This window comes from Microbacterium sp. Z12_35, assembly GCF_058310475.1.
This window is the reverse complement of sequence record NZ_JBZEGJ010000001.1, coordinates 1,115,061-1,135,515: the sequence shown is the minus strand read 5'-3', so window position 1 is coordinate 1,135,515 and position 20,455 is coordinate 1,115,061. Positions and strand designations below refer to the sequence as shown.

18 protein-coding genes are annotated in these 20,455 nt (G+C 69.2%); 14 read left to right on the top strand and 4 right to left on the bottom strand.

What is annotated here, in order from left to right; translation table 11 throughout:
- Positions 1 to 54: 54 nt before the first annotated feature.
- The gene (locus tag AC4FS1_RS05660) at positions 55 to 1,881 is read right to left on the bottom strand and encodes an AMP-dependent synthetase/ligase (RefSeq protein ID WP_491153279.1); all 1,827 of its coding nucleotides are present in this window, start codon (positions 1,879 to 1,881) and stop codon (positions 55 to 57) included.
- Between the two features lie 137 nt (positions 1,882 to 2,018).
- On the opposite strand from AC4FS1_RS05660, the gene AC4FS1_RS05655 reads away from it, so the two are divergent.
- The 3 genes from AC4FS1_RS05655 to AC4FS1_RS05645 are packed head-to-tail and all read left to right on the top strand — an operon-like array spanning position 2,019 to position 4,329.
- Positions 2,019 to 2,270 (top strand): hypothetical protein, encoded by a 252-nt coding sequence (locus tag AC4FS1_RS05655; protein WP_491153278.1) that lies wholly within the window; start codon positions 2,019 to 2,021, stop codon positions 2,268 to 2,270.
- Position 2,271: 1 nt separating this feature from the next.
- Positions 2,272 to 2,982 (top strand): lysophospholipid acyltransferase family protein, encoded by a 711-nt coding sequence (locus tag AC4FS1_RS05650; protein ID WP_491153277.1) that lies wholly within the window; start codon positions 2,272 to 2,274, stop codon positions 2,980 to 2,982.
- A gap of 9 nt (positions 2,983 to 2,991) precedes the next feature.
- Complete coding sequence (locus AC4FS1_RS05645) at positions 2,992 to 4,329, top strand: class II 3-deoxy-7-phosphoheptulonate synthase (protein WP_491153276.1); 1,338 nt, start codon at positions 2,992 to 2,994, stop codon at positions 4,327 to 4,329.
- Positions 4,330 to 4,433: 104 nt separating this feature from the next.
- On the opposite strand, the gene pknB is transcribed toward AC4FS1_RS05645, so the two are convergent.
- Together pknB and AC4FS1_RS05635 are read right to left on the bottom strand one after the other, a co-directional pair.
- Complete coding sequence (pknB, locus tag AC4FS1_RS05640) at positions 4,434 to 6,374, bottom strand: Stk1 family PASTA domain-containing Ser/Thr kinase (RefSeq protein WP_491153275.1); 1,941 nt, start codon at positions 6,372 to 6,374, stop codon at positions 4,434 to 4,436.
- Between the two features lie 154 nt (positions 6,375 to 6,528).
- Positions 6,529 to 7,602 carry a LysM peptidoglycan-binding domain-containing protein gene (locus tag AC4FS1_RS05635; protein ID WP_491153274.1) on the bottom strand — a complete coding sequence of 358 codons (1,074 nt, stop codon included), beginning with the start codon at positions 7,600 to 7,602 and terminating at the stop codon, positions 6,529 to 6,531.
- A gap of 173 nt (positions 7,603 to 7,775) precedes the next feature.
- Here AC4FS1_RS05635 and AC4FS1_RS05630 point away from each other — a divergent pair, with 173 nt between their 5' ends.
- Positions 7,776 to 8,117 (top strand): Rv2175c family DNA-binding protein, encoded by a 342-nt coding sequence (locus tag AC4FS1_RS05630; protein ID WP_491153273.1) that lies wholly within the window; start codon positions 7,776 to 7,778, stop codon positions 8,115 to 8,117.
- A gap of 12 nt (positions 8,118 to 8,129) precedes the next feature.
- Here the strand turns inward: AC4FS1_RS05630 and AC4FS1_RS05625 are convergent, their stop codons facing one another.
- On the bottom strand, positions 8,130 to 9,221 hold the full coding sequence (locus AC4FS1_RS05625) for a polyprenyl synthetase family protein (RefSeq protein ID WP_491153272.1): 1,092 nt from the start codon (positions 9,219 to 9,221) through the stop codon (positions 8,130 to 8,132).
- Between the two features lie 63 nt (positions 9,222 to 9,284).
- Here AC4FS1_RS05625 and AC4FS1_RS05620 point away from each other — a divergent pair, with 63 nt between their 5' ends.
- The 10 genes from AC4FS1_RS05620 to AC4FS1_RS05575 all read left to right on the top strand — a co-directional run bounded on the left by AC4FS1_RS05620 (position 9,285) and on the right by AC4FS1_RS05575 (position 20,206).
- A complete protein-coding gene (locus tag AC4FS1_RS05620) occupies positions 9,285 to 9,659 on the top strand; it encodes an SCO2097 family morphological protein (RefSeq protein WP_491153271.1) in 375 nt (124 codons plus the stop codon).
- Positions 9,660 to 9,847: 188 nt separating this feature from the next.
- The gene (mraZ, locus tag AC4FS1_RS05615; protein WP_491153270.1) at positions 9,848 to 10,279 is read left to right on the top strand and encodes a division/cell wall cluster transcriptional repressor MraZ; all 432 of its coding nucleotides are present in this window, start codon (positions 9,848 to 9,850) and stop codon (positions 10,277 to 10,279) included.
- A gap of 96 nt (positions 10,280 to 10,375) precedes the next feature.
- On the top strand, positions 10,376 to 11,329 hold the full coding sequence (rsmH, locus tag AC4FS1_RS05610; RefSeq protein ID WP_491153269.1) for a 16S rRNA (cytosine(1402)-N(4))-methyltransferase RsmH: 954 nt from the start codon (positions 10,376 to 10,378) through the stop codon (positions 11,327 to 11,329).
- A complete protein-coding gene (gene ftsL / locus AC4FS1_RS05605) occupies positions 11,326 to 11,928 on the top strand; it encodes a cell division protein FtsL (protein ID WP_491153268.1) in 603 nt (200 codons plus the stop codon). Before rsmH ends, ftsL begins: the two co-directional genes overlap by 4 nt.
- A 4-nt stretch (positions 11,929 to 11,932) precedes the next feature.
- Positions 11,933 to 13,720 (top strand): peptidoglycan D,D-transpeptidase FtsI family protein, encoded by a 1,788-nt coding sequence (locus AC4FS1_RS05600; protein WP_491153267.1) that lies wholly within the window; start codon positions 11,933 to 11,935, stop codon positions 13,718 to 13,720.
- Between the two features lie 19 nt (positions 13,721 to 13,739).
- Positions 13,740 to 15,152, top strand: coding sequence for a UDP-N-acetylmuramoyl-tripeptide--D-alanyl-D-alanine ligase (locus AC4FS1_RS05595; RefSeq protein ID WP_491153266.1), 1,413 nt, complete (start codon positions 13,740 to 13,742; stop codon positions 15,150 to 15,152).
- Positions 15,149 to 16,252 (top strand): phospho-N-acetylmuramoyl-pentapeptide-transferase, encoded by a 1,104-nt coding sequence (mraY, locus tag AC4FS1_RS05590; protein WP_491153265.1) that lies wholly within the window; start codon positions 15,149 to 15,151, stop codon positions 16,250 to 16,252. Before AC4FS1_RS05595 ends, mraY begins: the two co-directional genes overlap by 4 nt.
- Positions 16,249 to 17,811, top strand: a complete 1,563-nt coding sequence (gene murD, locus AC4FS1_RS05585) for a UDP-N-acetylmuramoyl-L-alanine--D-glutamate ligase (RefSeq protein ID WP_491155648.1) — start codon at positions 16,249 to 16,251, stop codon at positions 17,809 to 17,811. The genes mraY and murD overlap by 4 nt, the downstream gene beginning before the upstream one ends.
- Positions 17,774 to 18,973: a putative lipid II flippase FtsW gene (gene ftsW, locus AC4FS1_RS05580; RefSeq protein WP_491153264.1), complete on the top strand. Its 1,200-nt coding sequence runs from the start codon at positions 17,774 to 17,776 to the stop codon at positions 18,971 to 18,973. The genes murD and ftsW overlap by 38 nt, the downstream gene beginning before the upstream one ends.
- A 156-nt stretch (positions 18,974 to 19,129) precedes the next feature.
- Positions 19,130 to 20,206, top strand: a complete 1,077-nt coding sequence (locus tag AC4FS1_RS05575; protein ID WP_491153263.1) for a UDP-N-acetylglucosamine--N-acetylmuramyl-(pentapeptide) pyrophosphoryl-undecaprenol N-acetylglucosamine transferase — start codon at positions 19,130 to 19,132, stop codon at positions 20,204 to 20,206.
- Positions 20,207 to 20,455: the final 249 nt, after the last annotated feature.

Below are 20,455 nucleotides of genomic sequence, written 5' to 3'. Positions count from 1 at the left end.
GCCGCGATGCGGCGTTTCTCAACCCGAATGTCGTTTCTCGGCGGAAGGGGCGCGTCAGGGGAGCGAGACGTTCGTCGTGTTGACGGGCGAGAGGTAGATCTCCTCGACCTCGTCGGCGAAGTCGGCCATGATCACGTTCCGCTTGATGCTGAGCTTCGGGGTCAGGTGGCCGCTGGCCTCGGTCCATTCGCTCGACAGGATCGTGAACTTGCGGATCGACTCCGCCCGCGACACGAGCACGTTCGCCCCGTCGATGGCGCGCTGTACTTCGGCGTGCACGGCTTCGTGCTGAGCAGCGTCCGCGAGCGTCATGTCGGCCGACAGCCCGTTGTTCGCGAGCCAGGTCGGAAGCATCTCCGAGTCGAGCGTGATGAGCGCCGAGATGAACGGCTTCTGATCTCCGATCACCACGACCTGCCCGATGATCGGGTTCGCGCGGATGGGGTCCTCCAGCGCCGCGGGCGCGACGTTCTTCCCGCCGGCGGTGACGATGATCTCCTTCTTCCGGCCCGTGATCGTGAGGAATCCCTCCGCGTCGAACGCGCCGACGTCGCCGGTCTTGAACCAGTCGCCGTCGAACGCTTCGGCGGTGGCCTCGGGGTTGCGCCAGTACTCCTTGAAGACGTTGATGCCGCGCACCTCGATCTCGCCATCGTCGGCGAGACGGACGCCCACCCCGGGGAGGGCCGGGCCCACGGAGCCGATCTTCGACTTCGTCGCGAGGTTCACCGTGGCGGGGGCGGTCGTCTCGGTGAGACCGTAGCCCTCGAGGATCACCACGCCCAGGCTGTGGAAGAAATGACCCAGCCGCTCACCCAGGGGGGCCGAGCCCGACACGGCGTACTGCACGCGTCCGCCCATCGCGGCCCGGAGCTTGGAGTAGACGAGGCGGTCGAAGACGCGGAACTTCACCTTCAGACCCAGCGGAACCTTCTTGCCGTCCTGCAGGAGCTTCGAGTGCTCGATGGCCGCCTGGGCGGCGGCCCGGAAGATCTTGCCACGGCCTCCGGCCTCGGCCTTCTGCTCGGCGGAGTTGTACACCTTCTCGAAAACCCGCGGGACGGCGAGGAGGAACGTCGGTTTGAACGAGCCGAGCGCGGGGAGGAGCTGCTTGGTGTCGGGCTGATGCCCGACCTTCACTCCCGCGTGGACCGACAGGATCGAGATGAACCGGGCGAACACGTGCGCGGTGGTGATGAACAGCAGAGTCGACGCGCCGGGCGCTCCCACGACTTCATGCAGCGCCTTCGCGGAGTTGCGGGACAGCTCGACGAAGTTGCTGTGCGTCAGCACGCACCCCTTCGGCCGGCCGGTGGAGCCGGAGGTGTAGATGAGCGTCGCGATGTCGCTCCCGTTCGCCAGGTGGCGACGGCGCTGGATCTCCGCGTCCTCGACGGACGCGCCGGCGCTCACGAGCTTGTCGAGGTCGCCGAGGTGCATTCCCCAGACGTGCCGAACGAGCGGCAGGTCGGCGCGAACCTCATCCAGGCGTGCCGAGTGGTCGGTGGACTCCACGATGACCGCGGTGGCGCCCGAATCCGACAGGACCCACTGGATCTGCGCGGGCGAGCTCGTCTCGTACACGGGAACCATCACGGCCCCGGCGTAGAACAAGGCGAAATCCACGAGCGTCCAGTCGTACGTCGTGCGGGCGAGGAACCCGACCTTGTCGCCCGGCTGGATGCCCGCGGCGGCGAATCCCTTGGCCAGCGCGATCACCTGCCCCTCGAACTCGGCGGCGGTGATATCCCGCCACCCGGGTCCGTCGGGCACCGCGAAGATGGCTCGTTCGGGTGTTTCGGCCACTCGATCGGCGAGGAGATCCGCGATGTTGGCGGACGGATCAGCAGGCACGATCGGCGGTACTTCGAATTGGGTCACGGCAGCTCCTTCGGTACCGGGAAGAACATGGTTCGGATGGGTCCACTGTATCTGGACGCGCCCGCTGATCGTTGTCGTTCCCGCGTGACTAGACTTTCAGGCGCCGCCGTCGGGTTTCGTCGGCCGGGAGGGGACGCGTGCTCAACGTCGAGATCGACATCCGCGGGACCGAGATCGCCGGTGGAGCGGGGGATGGCGCGGACCGATTCGTGGAGAAACTCCGCGCGGAGACCCTCGTCGACGTCGCGGCGATCGTTCATGCCGCCTTCGGAATAGCCCCGGCGCGGCGCGACCGCCGTCACGTCGCCGGCAGGGGCTTCGTGGGGGCGCAAGTGGGCAACGACGCGGGCGCCATCGGAGTCGCCGACCTCGCGGGCAGGGACGGCTGAGATGTTCTACTGGCTGATGAAGTACGTCGTGATCGGCCCGCTTCTGAAGGCGATCTTCCGGCCCTGGATCGTCGGCCGCCGTAACATCCCCACCGAGGGCGCGGCGATCCTGGCGAGCAACCATTTGTCTTTCGCCGACTCGGTCTTCCTCCCGCTGATGATCGACCGGCGCATGGCCTTCCTCGCCAAGAGCGACTACTTCACCGGCCGAGGCATCAAAGGCTGGGCGACGCGTGGGTTCCTCAAGGCCACGGGTCAGATACCGATCGATCGCACGGGCGGCAAGGCCTCCGAAGCATCCCTGAACACCGGTCTGCGCGTCCTCGCGCGTGGTGAGCTCCTCGGTATCTACCCCGAGGGCACCCGCAGCCCCGACGGCAAGCTGTATCGCGGGCGCACCGGGATCGCGCGCATGGCGCTGGAGGCCCGCGTCCCGGTGATCCCGGTCGTCATGGTCGACACCGACACGATCCAGCCGATCGGCAAGCGGATACCGCGCGTGGGACGGGTGGGCATCGTCATCGGAGAGCCGCTGGATTTCTCCCGGTTCGCCGGGATGGAGGGCGACCGGTACATCCTGCGCTCCGTGACCGACGAGATCACCGTCGCCCTTCAGAGGCTCGGCGAGCAGGAGTATGAAGACGTGTACGCGTCCACGGTGAAGGACCGCATCCCGGCCCCCGGCGCGAACGCCCCCACGCGCCGCCGATAGACTTCGAGGATGCTTCAGCACCTCGACGGCCTCGATCATTGGCGGACTCTGCCCATCAAGCAGCAGCCCCAGTGGTATGACGCCGACGCGGTGGCGGCAGCATCCGCCGAGATCGCGACCCTGCCCCCGCTGGTCTTCGCCGGTGAGGTGGATCTCCTGCGTGAGCGCCTCGCCCGTGCCGCATCGGGCCAGGCGTTCCTGCTCCAGGGCGGCGACTGCGCCGAGACATTCGCTGGTGCGACCGCGGACCAGATCCGCAACCGGGTCAAGACGCTTCTGCAGATGGCCGTCGTGCTGACCTACGGCGCATCGATGCCCGTCGTGAAGATGGGGCGGATGGCCGGCCAGTTCGCCAAGCCGCGCTCGAGTGACACCGAGACGCGGGGAGATGTGACGCTCCCGGCGTACCGCGGAGACATCGTGAACGGATACGACTTCACCGAGGAGTCGCGCAAGGCCGATCCGGCGCGGCTTCTCAAGGGCTACCACACCGCCGCATCGACCCTGAACCTGGTCCGCGCCTTCACCCAGGGCGGATTCGCGGACCTGCGGGAGGTGCACAGCTGGAACCGGGGCTTCGCCTCGAACCCGGCCAATCAGCGGTACGAGCGCCTGGCGTCGGAGATCGACCGCGCGATCAAGTTCATGGAGGCGGCCGGCGCCGACTTCGACGAGTTGCGTCGGGTGGAGTTCTACACCGGTCATGAGGGTCTTCTGATGGACTACGAGCGTCCGATGACCCGCATCGACTCCCGCACAGGTACGCCGTACAACACCTCGGCGCATTTCGTGTGGGTCGGGGAACGCACGCGCGACCTGGACGGCGCGCACGTCGATTACTTCTCCCGCATCCGCAACCCCATCGGCGTCAAGCTCGGACCGAGCACGACTCCCGAGACCGCGCTCGCCCTGATCGACAAGCTCGACCCGGAGCGCGAGCCCGGCCGCTTGACGTTCATCACGCGCATGGGGGCCGGGAAGATCCGCGACGCGCTCCCACCGCTGCTTCAGGCCGTGAAGGAGTCCGGCGCGACGCCGCTGTGGGTCACCGACCCGATGCACGGCAACGGCATCACGACGCCGACCGGGTACAAGACCCGCCGGTTCGATGACGTGGTCGACGAGGTGCGCGGGTTCTTCGAGGCGCACCGTGCGGTCGGGACGTTCCCCGGCGGGATCCACGTGGAACTCACCGGGGATGATGTGACCGAGTGCCTGGGCGGCTCGGAGATGATCGACGAGGCCACCCTCGCGACCCGCTACGAGAGCCTGTGCGATCCGCGCCTGAACCACATGCAGAGCCTCGAGCTCGCCTTCCTGGTGGCCGAAGAGCTCGAAAAGCTCTGACCCGCGGAGACTCCGGGCCCGCTGGGTCCGCGAGACTCCACGCTGGCGGAGGTGGCTTCTCGCGGTGAGGGCGGAGGTGGCTTCTCGCGGTGAGGGCGGCGGAGTCAGCCCGTGACGTTCAGCCGCAAGGAGATGCGCGTGCCCTTGACGACCTTGGCCCCGGCCTTCGGGTCCTGAGACTCCACCTGCGTCGTGCCGTCCGGGAACAGGTCCCAGGTGGGGAGGTACTCCCACGTGAAGCCGGCGCCCGAGAGCGTGCGCTTGGCCTCGTCCCGCGTCATGCCCACGACGTTCGGCACTTCGAACAGTGGGGGACCGGTCGACACGACGAGCGTGACGGTCTCGCCCGGGCGCCAGTTGCCGCCGCCGTCGCGCCCCGCGATGCCGATGACGTCGCCCACATCGATGGAGTCGCTCGACTCTTGACGCCGGTCGCCGGAAACCTCGAGACCGACGTCGTTCAGCCGCTGGGTGGCACGATCGACGCTGTCGCCGGAGACGTCCGGAACAGGTCCGCGCGAAACCAGCAGCGACACGGTGTCGCCCTCGTGCGCCTCGCACCCCTGTGAGCAGTCCGCAGGCTCACCCGCACGCGGGGTGAGGGTCGCGCCGAGGACCGTGCCGGCCTCCGCGTCGGTGAACTCGAGCTGGTCGGGATCGGAGACGATGAGATTGATGCCGGTGAGGATGCCGCGGGCCTGGTCTGCCGGCATCCCCGCGAGGGGCTCCACCGGCTGCGGGCGCGGGCCGAGCGAGACCCGCACAGTGACACTCGTGTCGCGGTCCACGCGAGCCCCGGCAGCAGGGTCGGTGCCCACGACCGTGCCGGCAGGGATGTCGAGGTCGTAGACACCCTCTTCCACGGCGACGAGCGTGTCTTCGAGCAGCCGCGCCTGTGCGTCGGCGAAGGCGCCACCCGAGACATCCGGGACGGCGACGAGCGATCCTGGGCCGGAGCCGAACCACCACCCCGCGCCGCCGGCCAGCGCGGCGAGGAGGAGCACGAGGGTGAGCAGCCACGCCCCCTTGACGGCCCGCCGCTTGGTACGGGCGCGCAGGCGCGCCCCGTTGTCGGACTCCGCCACGGGGGTCGGCGCGGTGACCATGCTGGGCGGGAGGACCTTCGTGAGCTCGCCGGAGTCGACGGCGTCGTCGGTGCCGGTCGTGCCGACCGCGACCGCGCGGGCCACCTGCGGGGCCACTCCGAGGTCGCGCTCGATCTCGCGGAGGCGGGCGAGCATCACGCCGGCGTCGAGCGGACGATCGTCGGGCACCTTCTCGGTGGCCCACAGGACGAGCTCGTCCAGCTGCTCGGGGACGCCGGGGTTCTTCACGCTCGGCCGGGGCACGGAGTCCGTCGCGTGCTGGAAGGCGATCTGCATCGGCTGCTCGCCCTTGTAGGGCTGCTCGCCGGTGAGCATCTCGTAGAGCATAATGCCGAGCGAATAGATGTCGCTGCGGGCGTCGGCCGTGCCGCGGGTCACGAGCTCGGGCGCGAGGTACGCGATCGTGCCCATGAGCATCTGACCGGATGCGGTGTTGGCGGTCGTCGCGCGTGCCAGGCCGAAGTCACCGATCTTGATGCGACCGTCCTCGGCCAGCAGGACGTTCTCGGGTTTCACGTCCCGATGGACGATCCCCGCCCGGTGCGCCGCGGCGAGGCCCGAGAGCACCGCATCCATGATCGTGATCGTCTGCGGCACGGTGAGGCGGCGGTGCTCCCGCAACAGTTCGCGCAGTGTGATGCCGGGCAGGTACTCCATGACGAGGTACGCCATGTCGCCGTCCTGGCCCTGATCGAACACATTGACCACATGCGGGTCGGCCAGACGCGCCGCGGAGCGGGCCTCCTGGATGAACCGGCTCTGGAAGACCGCGTCGTCGCTGAGGTGCCCGTGCATGACCTTCAGCGCGATCCGGCGCTCCAGGCGCAGATCGGTCGCCACATATACGGTCGCCATGCCGCCCCGCGCGATGCGCGCGCGAACCCGGTAGCGGCCGTCGACGAGACGTCCGATCAGCGGGTCGGCCTGACTCGTGCTCACGGGGAGAGTCTACGGAGGCGGCCCTGCGAGCCTCGGGAGCGCCTCACCCCGTTACACAGTCGTTCCCTGCGCACGTCCACGCCGGGAGAAGGCGGCCGGCTCGCCGAACGACCGGTCTCCGAGGTCTCGGCGTGCACGAGGCGCGGAGTTCGCCTCAGCCGAGGACCGCGAGCCATGTCGTCGCGGGTTGCTCCCACTGCGCATACCGATCGGGGAATGCGGAGATCTGCACAGCCTGCGCCGCATCGGCGTAGGCCATCGACTCCCAGCCCGGGATGTCGAGGAGTCCCCGGGTGTGGGGGCCGTTGGGGTCTCCGGCGCCGCCGAAGAAGGCGCGTGTGGACCGGACGGGATCGAGCGCCTCCGCGGCCGTTCCCCAGCCGCTGCTCGGCCGCTGCTGGAACAGCCCGAGCGAATCCCGGTCACCCCAGTCGAGGTTCCGCAGCCAGGACTCCTGCATCGCGGTGCCCAGGGCGATGGCGATGCCGCGTTCGGGCACGCCGAGCTCGCGTCCGACGCGGATGATGAGCTGCGCGTTGGCGGTCTGTTCGGCATCCAGCCCTTCGGCCGTCGGGGCGGGGGTGGATGCGGCGGCCGGGGTTGCCGCGAGGGCCGGCGCGGGCACGGCCAGCGTCTGTCCGGGGTAGATGATCGACCCGCGCGTCAGTCCGTTCGCATCCAGCACCGCTTGCACGCTCACGCCGCGCGCGCGGGCGATGGCGCTGACGGTGTCGCCGGCCTGCACGGTGTGCGACGCGGCGGCCGGAGCGGGCGCCGGCACGGGCGCGGGCGTCGGAGCTGCGGCGGGTGCCGGAGCGGCGGCGGGTGCCGGAGCGGCGGCAGGTGCCGGAGCGGCAGCCAGGCGGAGCACCTGTCCGGGGTAGATGATCGACGACCAGCCCAGGCCGTTGGCGGTGAGGAGGTCGATCGTGCGCAGCCCATGGCGTGCCGCGATGCTGCTGACGGTGTCACCGGCCTGCACGACGTAATCGGCCGGGGCGGACAACGCGAGCGGAGAGCCGGAACGCGCGGGCGCCTTCCCGGCCGGAGGTGTGGCCGCCGGCCGCGCTTCGGGGGACGCTTCGGGGGGCGCGATGCCGCCCGTACCGCGCTGCGGCACCGCGTGTGCGGACTCAGCGGTGAGGGCCAGCGCGATCGAGCCGGCCAACGCCCACGGCAGGCTGGCAGTGAGCGAACGGGCGCGAGGGGTGTTCACGGAATGTCGCATGGGGGATGCTCCGTTTCTCGGGTTGCCGTCACGCTGTCACGGATGTGTTACAGGTGTCAACCACTGTGACCAATGGGGAATGTGTGACAGATGGGGCTGAAATCCCGCGGTGGGGGCTACCCCAGACGATCTCCCGCAGCGAGGACGAGCGTCCGGAGTGAGATAGTGAAAAGGTGACCGGCTCTCCCCTCGAAACCACCTGGCTGACCCTCCCCGAACTCGTCGAGGCACTGGGTGAACCCCTCGGCCGCGTGCGGCGCCTGCTCGACGAGCAGCATCTCGTCGGATCGCGTCGGGAAGGCCCGCTGAAGGTGCCCGCCGCCTTCATCGTGGATGGTGCCCCGCTTTCCTCGCTGCGCGGCACGATCATCGTCCTGCACGACGCGGGCTTCACCGATGACGAGGCCATCGACTGGCTGCTGGCACCCGACGAGTCCATCGGCGTCGCCCCGCTGGAGGCCCTGCGCGCCGGGCGCAAGGCGGAAGTGCGGCGGGTCGCCCAGACCCTCGGCTGACGAGCGGGTGGGTCAGGACGAGCGCGTCGTGGCGGCCCGCGCGAGTTCGCGCAACTCCGCGACGGCGGCATTGTCCAGACGTGCGCCCGACAGCGCGCGGTCGGCCTCGCGCGCATAGGCCGTGATCAGGTCTTCCGTGCGCTGCAGGGCACCCGTTTCGCTGATCGTCCGCTGAAGCGACCCGATCTGCGCCTCGTCCAGGGTGGGGTCGCCGATCAGCTCGTCGAACACGCGCCGTGCCCCGACCGGAAGCGCCTCCCGCGCATATGCCACGAGAACGGTGCGCTTGCCCTCCCGTAGGTCGTCGCCGGACGGCTTGCCCGTGACGGAGGCGTCGCCGAACACGCCGAGGACGTCGTCCCGCAGCTGGAACGCCATCCCCACGGGGTGACCGAAGGCGGACAGTGCAGCATCCTGCGCGGGGTCTGCACCGGCCAGAGCCGCTCCGATGAGCAAAGGCTGCTGGATGCTGTATCGCGCCGACTTCAGCGAGGCCACCCGGAGCGCCCGCTCAGCGTGGGTGGAATCGGGTTGCGTCGAGAACGCGGATTCCTCGGCGACGTCCAGGAACTGTCCGACCGTGACGTCGCGGCGCATCTGTGCGTAGGCCCGGCGTGTCGCGGCGGCACGGTCGGCCGCGATCGACGCGATCGTGTCCTCCAGCAGGTCGTCACTCCACGCGACGAGGAGGTCGCCGAGCAGGACGGCGCCGGAGCGACCGAACGCGGCGGCGTCGCCGTGCCATCCCCGGGCGATATGGCCGGCCTCCAGTCGGCGGTGCGCGGAGGGGCGGCCGCGACGGGTGTCGGAATTGTCGATGAGGTCGTCATGCACGAGCGCGGCAGCGTGGAAGATCTCCAGCGCCGCTGCTGCGCCGACGGCTTCCGGCGCTGCGGGAGCGGACTCGGAAGGAAAGGCGACGGCACGCCAGCCGGTGAGGCAGAAGCGGGCGCGCAATCGCTTGCCACCCTGCATCGAGTCTGCGGCGGCACCGGCGAGCAGGGCAGCCTCATCGCCCCACTCGGTTGCTTCGCGCGTCCGATCGGTGAGGAACGTGTCCAGTCGCTGAGAAACAGCCTCGATGGGATCCGGGGAGGGCGCCACGGGCCTAGCCTAGTAACTGACCGCGCGCGTAGAATCGTCGCCGAGAAGCACCGAGGGGGTTCCATGCCACTCTCCGAACAGGAGCAGCGCCTGCTGGACGAGATGGAACGCCATCTCATGCGTAATGACGCTGACGTCGTGACCGCCCCGGTGCGTGCCCTGAGTTACCGCAACATCGTGTACGGCACGATCCTCGTCCTGGTGGGTCTGGGCGGCCTCATCTTCGGCGTGACGGTCGGGATGAACACCCTCGGCATCATCCTGGGCGTCGTCGGCTTCGCCGTCATGCTCGGAGGCGTGATCCTCGCCGTGACTCCCTTGCGCGGTGCCGCACCCACCGTTCCCTCCACTTCCCGCCCCCGGTCACCCCAACGCGGTGCCGGATCGTTCATGGACCGCATGAATGAGCGCTGGGATCGGCGCCAGGAAGGCCGCTGACCACAATCTGACCGGGCGAAACGCCCGGACCACACAAGCACCGACTCTGCGGAGTCGGTGCTTTTTTTGTGTCCTGACGGCGATCGGATCCCGGGAGAGGCGCAATCGTGCGGAATGTCATGGTGAAGTGGAGCGGAGTGGAGTAAAGTGGAGCTACTGCGCAGGACGGGGATGGGAGGGGTGCACAGATGCTGCTCGGCACGCACACTCCCAAGCTCGACGACAAAGGCCGTGTCATCCTCCCGGCGAAATTCCGCGACGACCTCGGCGCGGGAATCGTGGTCACGCGCGGACAGGAGCGCTGCCTCTACGTCTTCAGCACGACGGAGTTCGAAAGAGTGCACGAGCGCATCCGCGAAGCGCCGCTGAACAACAAGCAGGCCCGCGATTTCCTCCGCATGTTCCTGTCGGGCGCCAGTGCGGAAAAGCCCGACAGCCAGAACCGCATCACCATCCCGCCCGCGCTGCGCACGTACGCGGGATTGGAGCGCGACCTCATCGTCACGGGCGTGGGCGCGCACGCCGAGATCTGGAACGCCGACGCGTGGAACGCCTACGCCGAGAGCAACGAAGAGACCTACGCCGAGATGGAGCAGGAGGTGATCCCGGGCTTGTTCTGACCTCCGGTTGTGATTCCCAGCCGCTCGCCCTGACGCACTTCCCCGGCGCCAGGTCGACGGATGGGGATCAGAGCCGGGGGCCGAGGCCCCTGCATCATGGACTCCCGCGACATCCACACCCCGGTCCTCCTCGAGCGCTGCATCGAGTTGCTCGCGCCGGCCCTCGTTCGGCCCGGCGCGGTCTTCGTCGACGCGACGCTCGGCATGGGTGGGCACTCCGAGGCGTTCCTCACCCGCTTCCCGGAGCTGCGGCTGGTCGGGCTCGATCGTGACACCGACGCGCTGCGTATCGCGGGGGAGCGCCTGGCGACGTTCGGCGACCGTGTGACCCTGGTCCACACGATCTACGACGGCATCGCGGACGCCGTGGCCTCAGCCGGGGTGAGCCGCGTGGACGGCATCCTCTTCGACCTGGGTGTCTCGTCGCTCCAGCTGGATGTCGCCGACCGCGGATTCGCGTACGCCAAGGATGCTCCGCTGGACATGCGTATGGACCAGAGCACCGGGACGACCGCCGCCGACATCCTGGCCACCTACGGCGAGGGCGACCTCCGCCGCATCTTCGAGCGGTACGGCGAGGAGAAGCTCGCCGGCCGGTACGCGAGGGCGATCATCGCTGCGCGCGCCGAGGAGCCGATCGTCCGGTCGGGGCGCCTCGTGGAGATCCTCTCGGCAGCCACCCCCGCCGCTCTGCAGAACGCCGGCCACCCCGCCAAGCGGGTCTTCCAAGCCCTGCGCATCGAGGTCAACGGCGAGCTGGCGGCGCTCGACCGTGCTCTGCCGGCCGCCCTCGACCTCCTTTCGGTGGGCGGGCGCATCGTGGTGCTCTCCTATCAGTCGCTGGAGGACCGCTTCGTCAAGCGTGTGCTCGCCGAGGCCACTGCCTCGACGGCGCCGGCGGGTCTTCCCGTCGAGCTGCCCGAGCACGCGCCGCGCTTCCGTCTTCTCGTCAAGGGCGCCGAACTCGCCGGCGATGACGAACGCGCCCGCAACCCGCGCGCCACCCCGGTGCGCCTGCGCGCCGCCGAACGAATCCGGGAGGCGGCATGACCGATCTCGCGCACGCCCTTCCGCTGCGCCGCCCGACGACGGCGACGCCGCCGTCGCGCCGGCTGCACGTCGTCGAAGAGCCCGTCCGCCGCCGTCGCCCGAAGCTGGCGTATGGGGTCATCGCCGTAGCCGGTGCCGTCACCATCGCGCTCGCTCAGATGGGTTTGTCGATTCTGACGACCCAGGGGACGTACGAGATGGCCGCCCTCTCCCAGCAGCAGCGCGACCTCACCTACGAGAAGCAGATCCTCGCCGACGATGTGGCGGGGCTCAACTCCCCGCAGTACCTCGCCGCCAACGCCGCAGCACTGGGAATGGTCATCAACGAATCGCCCTCCTACCTCCGGCTGAGCGACGGCACCGTCATCGGTGCCGGCCAGGCCGCCGCGGACACGTCGGCCGTCGATGCGATCAACCGCGGCGCCGTGCAGAACGCGCTCATCGCCGACACTCCGCTGATCACCGCGCCGGGTGCAACCATCCAGGGCGTGCCGCTCGTGCCCGAGGAGACCGCTGCCGCGGGCGCTGCCGCGGAGGAGCCGGGTTCGGCGACACCCCCGCCGATCACCGACGGCCTGCCGACTCCCGCGACACGATAGCCCCATGACGACCCGCAGCACGAGAAGCCCGCGCCGACGGACGGTGGTCGCCTTGGCGGTCGTCCTCGCCGTGCTGGTGGGCTTCGTCGTGCGTCTCGTCGACATCCAGGTCGTCAATGCGCGCGAGCACATCGCCGACTCCCTCTCGCTGGGCTTCGCCGCGGAGCGCAAGCTCTACGGCACACGCGGCTCGATCGTCGACGAGGCCGGCGCGACGCTGGCCGGCAGCATCCTTCTCTACGACGCGCAGCTGGATCCGTCCCACGTCAACGGCATCCGCCGCGAAGGAGCGGGCGGCGAGCGCGTCGAGGTGGGGTGGCCGGAACTCGCTGCGGAGATCGGATCGATCACCGGCCAGACGGCCGAAGAAGTGCAGAAGATCGTCACGGACGCGAAGGCGGTGGACCCGGACTCGCAGTACGCCCTGCTCAAGAGAAGCCTGTCGACGGAGCAATACCGGCGGCTGGCCGACCTGGAGATCCCCTTCCTCTATTTCGACCAGCACCCTTCCCGCATGTACCCCGATGGGGCGGTCGCCGGGAACCTCGTGGGCTTCGTCGGAACCGACGGCAAGCCACTGGCCGGACTCGAGCAGGCCGAGGACGACTGCCTGACCGCCACCGACGGCGTCCTGCGGTTCCAGCGCGGGAAAGACGGCGTCACCATCCCGGGCACCGCTGTCGAAGAGCCCGCGGTGGACGGCGGGACGCTGCAACTGACGGTCAACCGTGACCTGCAGTGGTACCTGCAGCAGCTCATTGCAGAGCAGGTGCAGAACACCGGCGCCCAGTCCGGAACCATCACCGTCGTCGAAGTCGCCACCGGCAAGGTGCGCTCGATGGCGGAGTACCCGACGGTCGACCCCAACAACGTGAATGGTTCCGCCGAGCCGGACCGCGGCAGTCGCATCTTCACGAACTCGTTCGAACCCGGCTCGACGTTCAAGGCCCTCACCGCGGCCATAGCGATCGACGCCGGTGGCGCGACTCCGTCGTCGACGGTGACCGCCGCATCCAAGGAGAGTTTCCCCAACGGCGCGACCGTTCGCGACCCCTTCGTCCACCCGGTCAACACCTACACGCTCACCGGTGTGCTCATCGACTCCTCCAACGTCGGCATCTCGAAGTTCGGTGACACCGTCAGCGCGCAGACGCGCTACGAGTACCTTCAGAAGTTCGGCCTCGGCGTCGACAGTGCCATCGACTTCAACGGTGAGCTTCCCGGCGTGCTGCGCACGGTGGATCAGTGGGACAACCAGACGTTCTACAACACGAACTTCGGACAGGGGCTCACCACGACCGTCCCGCAGCTCGTGAACGCGTACCAGACCCTCGCGAACGGCGGGGTCCGTCAGCCGCTGTCGCTCGTCGAGGGCTGCGTCCAGGCCGATGGAACGGTCAAGGATGCCCCTGATACGACGGGCCAACGGGTCGTCAGCGAGAAGACGGCCGACGAGGTGTCGCTGATGCTGGAGAACGTCGCGACCCAGGGAACCCTCGCCAAGCAGATCGCGATCCCGGGTTACCGTCTCGCGGTCAAGACCGGCACGGGTGAGAAACCCGACCTCGTCAACGGCGGGTACAAGGCCGGCGCGTACTACACGACGATGATCGGCTTCGCCCCCGCCGACGACCCGCAGTTCGTCGTCGCGGTGACGCTCGACGAGCCGGCGACGGTAAAGTCGTCTGCGGCCAACGCTCCGGCGTTCCAGAAGGCGATGACCCAGGTCTTGAAGACCTACCGCGTGATCCCCTCCGGTTCCGCCACGCCCGAACTGCCCAAGTTCGGCTGACGCGCGGCCACCCACAGCCATGATTCCCTTCACCCTCGCCCAGCTCTCCGATGCCGTCGGCGGCGTCCTCCGCCTCGCGGGTTCCGACACCCCTGAGACGGTCGTTTCCGGCGCCGTCGACACCGACTCACGTCTGATCGAACCGGGCGGCATCTTCGTCGCCAAGCCCGGTGAGACCACGGACGGGCACCAATTCGTGGATGCTGCGCTTCAGCGCGGTGCCGTGCTCGCCCTCGTCGAGCACCCGGTCGACGACGCCGTCACCCAGATCGTCGTGCCCGACGCCGTAGCCGCCCTGGCTGATCTGGCGCGTGAGGTCGTCGCGCGCGTCCGCGCCCGCGGCGACCTGCGCATCGTGGGCATCACGGGATCCAACGGCAAGACCACCACGAAGAACCTGCTCGCCCGCATCCTCGAGGGCGAAGGCGAGACGGTCGCTCCGCGCGCCTCGTTCAACAACTCCGTCGGCGCGCCCCTGACGATGCTGCGCGTCACCGAGCGCACCCGCTTCCTCGTCAGTGAGTTCGGCGCGAGCGCTCCCGGCGAGATCGCCCGCCTCGCCGGTCTCGTCACCCCGGACATCGGCGTCGTGCTCATGGTCGGCATGGCGCATGCCGGCGGCTTCGGAGGCATCGAGGCCACGTTCCACGCGAAATCCGAACTCGTCCGCGCTGTCCGACCCGGCGGTCTCGCGGTGCTGAACGCCGACGACCCCCGGGTGAGTGCGATGGCGCCGATCGCCGCCGAGCGCGACGTGTCGGTCCGCTGGTTCGGACGCGGACCGAACGCGGAGGTCCGTGCGACCGATGTCGAAGTCACCGCGAGCGGCACCCGCGCGCAGCTCGACGTGGATGGCGTCGTCATGCCGCTCCGGCTTCAGGTCCTCGGCGAGCATCACGTGATGAACGCCCTCGCCGCTCTCGCGGCGGCAACGGCGCTGGGCGTCCGCGCCGAGGACGCCGTCGCGCGCCTGGAGACGGTCGAGATCGCCGAGCGGTGGCGGATGCAGCCGCTCGGGTCGGATCGCGTGCGCATCCTCAACGACGCCTACAACGCGAGCCCCGACTCGATGGCCGCGGCCTTGCGCACGCTGGCGCAGATCACCGCCCCGCACGAACGCACCGTCGCCGTTCTCGGCGCGATGAGCGAACTGGGGGAGTACTCCGGCGACGAGCACGACCGCATCGGGCTGCTGGCCGTTCGGCTGGGCATCCAGCGCATCGTCATCATCGGCGGGGATGCGCGTCGCATGTATCTCGAGGCCATCTCCCAGGGCTCGTGGGACGGCGAGGCCGTGTTCTTCGCCGACGCCGACGCCGCGTACGAATACCTGCTGACCGAGTTGCGCGACGGCGACCGCGTGCTGGTGAAGTCGTCCAACTCCGCCGGACTCCGGTTCCTCGGCGATCGTCTGGGAGAATCGTTCTCGTGAGATCCCTTCTGACTGCAGCGGCGATCTCGCTGGCGTTCACACTTTTCCTCACCCCCGTCTTTCTGCGGTTGTTCCGAAAGTGGGGCTGGGGACAGGTCATCCGGACGCCAGAAGACATCCGTAACCCCTCACACGCCGAGAAGCGCGGCACGCCCACGATGGGCGGCACGATCTTCATCGCGGGGACGATCCTCGGCTACCTCGTCGGCGCTTTCACGGGCAACAACCCGCCCACCATCTCCGGGCTCCTCGTGTTGTGGATGATGGTCGGATTCGGCGCTGTCGGGTTCATCGACGACTACATGAAGGTGCGCAGTCAACGCAGCCTCGGTCTCACCGGGTGGCGCAAGATCGTCGGCCAGGTGCTCGTCACCGTGCCCTTCGGAATCGTGGCCCTGAACTTCCCCAACCGCGTCGGCCAGACGCCGGCGTCGGAGTACATCTCCGTCTTCCGTGACATCCCCCTGCTGTCTCTGTTCGCCCTCGGGCCGATCATCGGCTGGTTCCTCTACCTCGCGTGGATCTCCCTCATCGGGGTGGCCACCTCGAACTCGGTCAACCTCACCGACGGTCTGGACGGCCTGGCAGCAGGTTCTGGCATCTTCGTCGTCGGCGCCTACAGCCTCATCGCCTTCTGGCAGGTGCAGCAGGTGTGCACCAACGTCGCCGAGGCCGTGCAGCCCGCGTGCTACGGCACGCGCGACCCATTCGATCTCGCGATCGTGTCGGCCGCCTTCGTCGGCGCACTCGTCGGGTTCCTCTGGTGGAACGCGCCGAAAGCGAAGATCTTCATGGGGGACGTGGGATCCATGGCGATCGGCGGCGTCATCGCCGCACTGGCGATCCTCACCCGCACCGAGCTGCTTCTCATCCTCGTCGCCGGCATCTTCGTCATCGGCCCCGGCTCCGTCATCCTGCAGCGGGCGTACTTCAAGATCACCCGCGGGAAGCGGCTCTTCCTGATGAGCCCGTTCCATCATCACCTCGAGATGCGCGGCTGGTCGGAGGTCACGATCGTCGTGCGCATGTGGATCATCGCCGGGTTGCTCGCGGTATCGGCGGTCGGATTCTTCTACGTCGAGTGGCTCTCACGCGCATGACCGCGGAGCGTCTGGACGCCCTGACCAGCTGGCACGCCGACTGGCGCGGATTGAAGGTGGCGGTCCTCGGCCTGTCCGTGACCGGCTTCTCCGTCGCCGACACCCTGGCCGAGCTCGGCGCCGACGTCTTCGTCTTCACAGAGTCCGCCGACGAGGAGTACGAACGCCTCCTGCCCGTGATCGGTGCTCGGCTGTGGATCGGCGCGCTCTCCGCTGTGCCGGAGGAGCTCCTGGCCTTCGCCCCGGACGTCGTCGTCGCCTCGCCCGGCTTCTCGCCGCAGCATCCCGTGATCGTGTGGACGCAGGAGAGCGGGACCGCGCTGTGGGGCGACGTCGAGCTCGCGTGGCGCATCCGCGACAAGGTGCTGCGGCCGGACGGCACACCCGCCGACTGGATGCTGATCACCGGCACCAACGGGAAGACCACCACGACGCGGCTGACGGCGTCGATGCTCGTGGCCGGCGGGCTGCGCGCGGCCCCGGTCGGGAACATCGGTACCCCTGTGCTCGACGCCGTGCGCGACCCCGGCGGGTTCGACGTGCTCGTCGTGGAACTCTCCAGCCATCAGCTCTGGTACCTCAGCCGGCAAAGCGGGCCCGACCCCCTCTCGCCCTACGCCGCGGTGTGCCTCAACCTCGCCGACGACCATCTCGAGTGGCACGGCTCTTTCGCCGCCTACCGCGACGCGAAAGCGTTCGTGTACGAGAACACGCGGGTCGCATGCGTGTATAACAAGGCGGATGCGGCCACGCGGGAGATGGTCGAGGACGCGAACGTGGTCGAGGGCGCCCGTGCGATCGGGTTCGACCTCGGTGTTCCGGGTCCCAGCGACCTCGGGATCGTCGACGGCATCCTCGTGGATCGCGCGTTCCTGGCGGAGCGGCACTCCTCGGCGCTGGAGCTGACCACCGTCGCCGACCTAGCGGCCGTGGGATTGGCCGCGCCGCACATCGTCGCGAACATCCTCGCGGCCAGCGCCTTGGCCCGCTCCCGGGATGTCGCGCCGGCGGCCATCCGCGAGGCTTTGCAGTCTTTCACCTTGGACCCTCACCGCATCCAGGTCGTCGCGGTGAGCGAGGGCGTGACCTGGGTCGACGACTCCAAGGCCACGAACCCCCATGCCGCGGCATCGTCGCTTGCCGCCTTCCCCGGCGCGCTGTGGGTCGTCGGCGGGCTGCTGAAGGGCGTCGATATCGCACCGCTCGTCGCTGCGCGCGGGGGGAGCGTGAAGGCAGCGATCGTCATCGGCGCCGATCGCGCCGAGGTGGTGGCCGCGTTCGCGCGACACGCCCCCGCGGTTCCCGTGTTCGAGGTCGACGCCGCTGAGACTGGGAACGTGATGGCACGGGTCGTCGACCTGGCGCTGGACGTCGCTCGCAACGGAGACGTGGTGCTTCTGGCACCGGCGGCGGCATCTTTCGACCAGTTCTCGTCCTACGCCGACCGCGGTAGGCGCTTCGCCGCAGCGGTCACGGAACGGATCGGCGGAAACCCGCCGGCGAAGGGGAACGGGGGAGCGCGTGACGACGACGACACCGCCCCGGACCCGGGCATCTGACCCACCCGAACCCTCCGGGGCCGGTCTGGCCGCGCGCGTGTCGCTCGGCCGTGTGTTCGCCCCGGTGCCCAGCGAGTTCTTGCTGATCGCCTCCACCGCGCTCCTGCTCACCGGCTTCGGACTGATGATGGTGCTCTCGGCCACCTCCGCGCTCGGTGGGGCGCAGAATCCCTTCGAGCACGTCATCAAGCAGGGCGTTTTCGCGGTTCTCGGCATCCCGCTCATGTTCATCGCCAGCCGCTTCCCGGTGGCCTTCTGGCGCAAGATGGCCTGGCCGATCCTCATCGGCGCGACCGCCTTCCAGCTGCTCGTGTTCGTTCCGGGGCTCGGCGTCGAGTCGTACGGAAACCGCAACTGGGTCTCGCTCGCCGGATTCCAGTTCCAGCCCGCCGAGTTCCTCAAGATCGCCCTCGCACTGTGGATGGGTGCGGTCCTCTATCGCAAGCGCACGCTGCTCAGCTCGTGGAGCCACGTGTTCATCCCGATCGTCCCCGTGGGCATCATGGTGATCGCGACCGTGCTGGCGGGCCGTGATCTCGGTACCGCGATGATCCTCGTCCTCATCGTGCTGGCGGCGCTGTTCTTCTCCGGGGTGAAGCTGCGCATCTTCATCCTCCCGGCCATCGCATCGGTCGCAGCGGTGGTGTTCTTCGCCGTCAGCAGCCCGAACCGCATGGCACGCATCATGAGCTTCCTCAACGCCGGAACGCTCGACTGCTACTACGACGACTGCTACCAGTCGCTGCACGCCGTGTGGGGACTCGCCTCGGGCGGGATCTTCGGCCTCGGCCTGGGCAACTCCAAGGAGAAGTACGACTGGCTCCCCGCCGCGGCGAACGACTACATCTTCGCGATCGTCGGCGAAGAGCTCGGTCTCATCGGGTGCGCCGTCGTGCTGCTGCTCTTCGCCCTGTTCGCCGTCGGGGCTTTCCACATCGTCCGCAAGACCCCCGACCCCTTCGTGCGCATCGTCGCCGGCGCGATCTCGATCTGGATCGTCGGTCAGGCCCTCATCAACATCGGTGTCGTTCTGCGGGTCTTCCCCGTGCTGGGCGTTCCGCTCCCGTTCATGTCTCAGGGCGGGACCAGCCTGCTGTCGGTCCTCCTCGCCTGCGGAGTGCTGCTGTCGTTCGCCCGTACCCTCCCCGTACGCAGCCGCTGAACCCCACGTGCGGCGGACGTCGCCGTGTTCGCCTCCCTCCGTCGGACCGCGACGCGGTGGAGTTCGCGCGGTTGTGACGGTCGGGCCGTGACGCGGTGGTGTTCGCAGACGGGGCGGGCGCCCGGAACATCCAGAAGCGCCGGTTAGGGTCGAACAGTGACGACCTACCTCCTCGCCGGTGGCGGCACGGCCGGCCACGTCAACCCGCTGCTGGCTGTGGCCGACGCCCTTCGCGAGCGCGATGCCTCTGCGGAGGTGTACGTCCTCGGCACCCGTGAGGGTCTCGAGGCGCGATTGGTGCCGCTGCGTGGCTACGAGCTGCTCATCGTGGACAAGGTCCCCTTCCCCCGCCGGCTCGACCGCGCCGCCGCAGGGTTCCCGACGCGCTTCCGCCGGGCGATCGCTCAGAGCCGGGCGCATATCCGGTCGCACGGCGTGGATGTCGTGGCAGGTTTCGGCGGATACGCTTCCGCGCCTGCGTACGTCGCTGCACGACAGGCGCGCGTTCCCTTCGTCGTCCACGAGGCCAACGCCAAGCCGGGCCTCGCGAACGTGCTGGGAGCGCGGGGTGCCGCCGGTGTGGGCGTGGCTTTCGCGGGGACGCCGCTGCGCGGATCCCGGGTGGTCGGGATGCCGCTGCGACGTGAGATCGTCGACCTCGACGCCGCTGCATCCCGAGCCGAGGCGGCCGCGTACTTCGGCCTGGACGCCGCCCGGCCCACGCTCCTGGTGTTCGGCGGATCCCTCGGAGCGATGCGGCTGAACGAGGCCTTCGGCGAGGCGTGGCACGACGTCCTGAACGCCGGATGGCAGCTGCTGCACGTGACGGGGGAGCGCTCCGACCTCCCCGACCCCGGCGCCGAGGGCTACGCCGTCGTGCGCTACGTCGACCGTATGGATCTCGCGTTCGCCCTGGCCGACGTGATCGTGTCCCGCGCGGGCTCGGGGACGGTGAGCGAGATCAGCGCGCTGGGCATCCCTGCCGTCTACGTGCCGTACGCCGTGGGCAACGGCGAGCAGCGGCTCAACGCGGCCTCGGCCGTCGATGCGGGCGCGGCACGCCTCATCCCGGACGCGGAGTTCACCGCGGAACGCGTGCGTGCGGAGATCGTTCCCCTGTTGCAGGATGCGGCCGCGCTCGACGCGATGCGCCGCGCCGCGGCATCCGTCGGCACCCGCGCCGGAACGCAGAACGTGATCGCGATGCTCGACGAGGCCCTCGCCCGCCGCTGACGCCGCGTTTCGGGTCGACCCGGCGGGCCTCCGGCGAGGTCGGGTCGTGGGTGTGCGTGTGGTGAGGAGATGTGCGTGGGGGAGGGCCGATTCGGGTGGATGCGCCCTCCCGAACGGCCATCTCCTCCCGAGGGGCACGCGGGCGGTGGGCCCGCCGAAGATCTCTCCCTCCAAGGCGCACGGGTGTGCGTCCGGCGTCCGGGGGTCGCCGCGTGGGTGTGCGTGTGGGGAGGAGATGTGCGTCAGGGA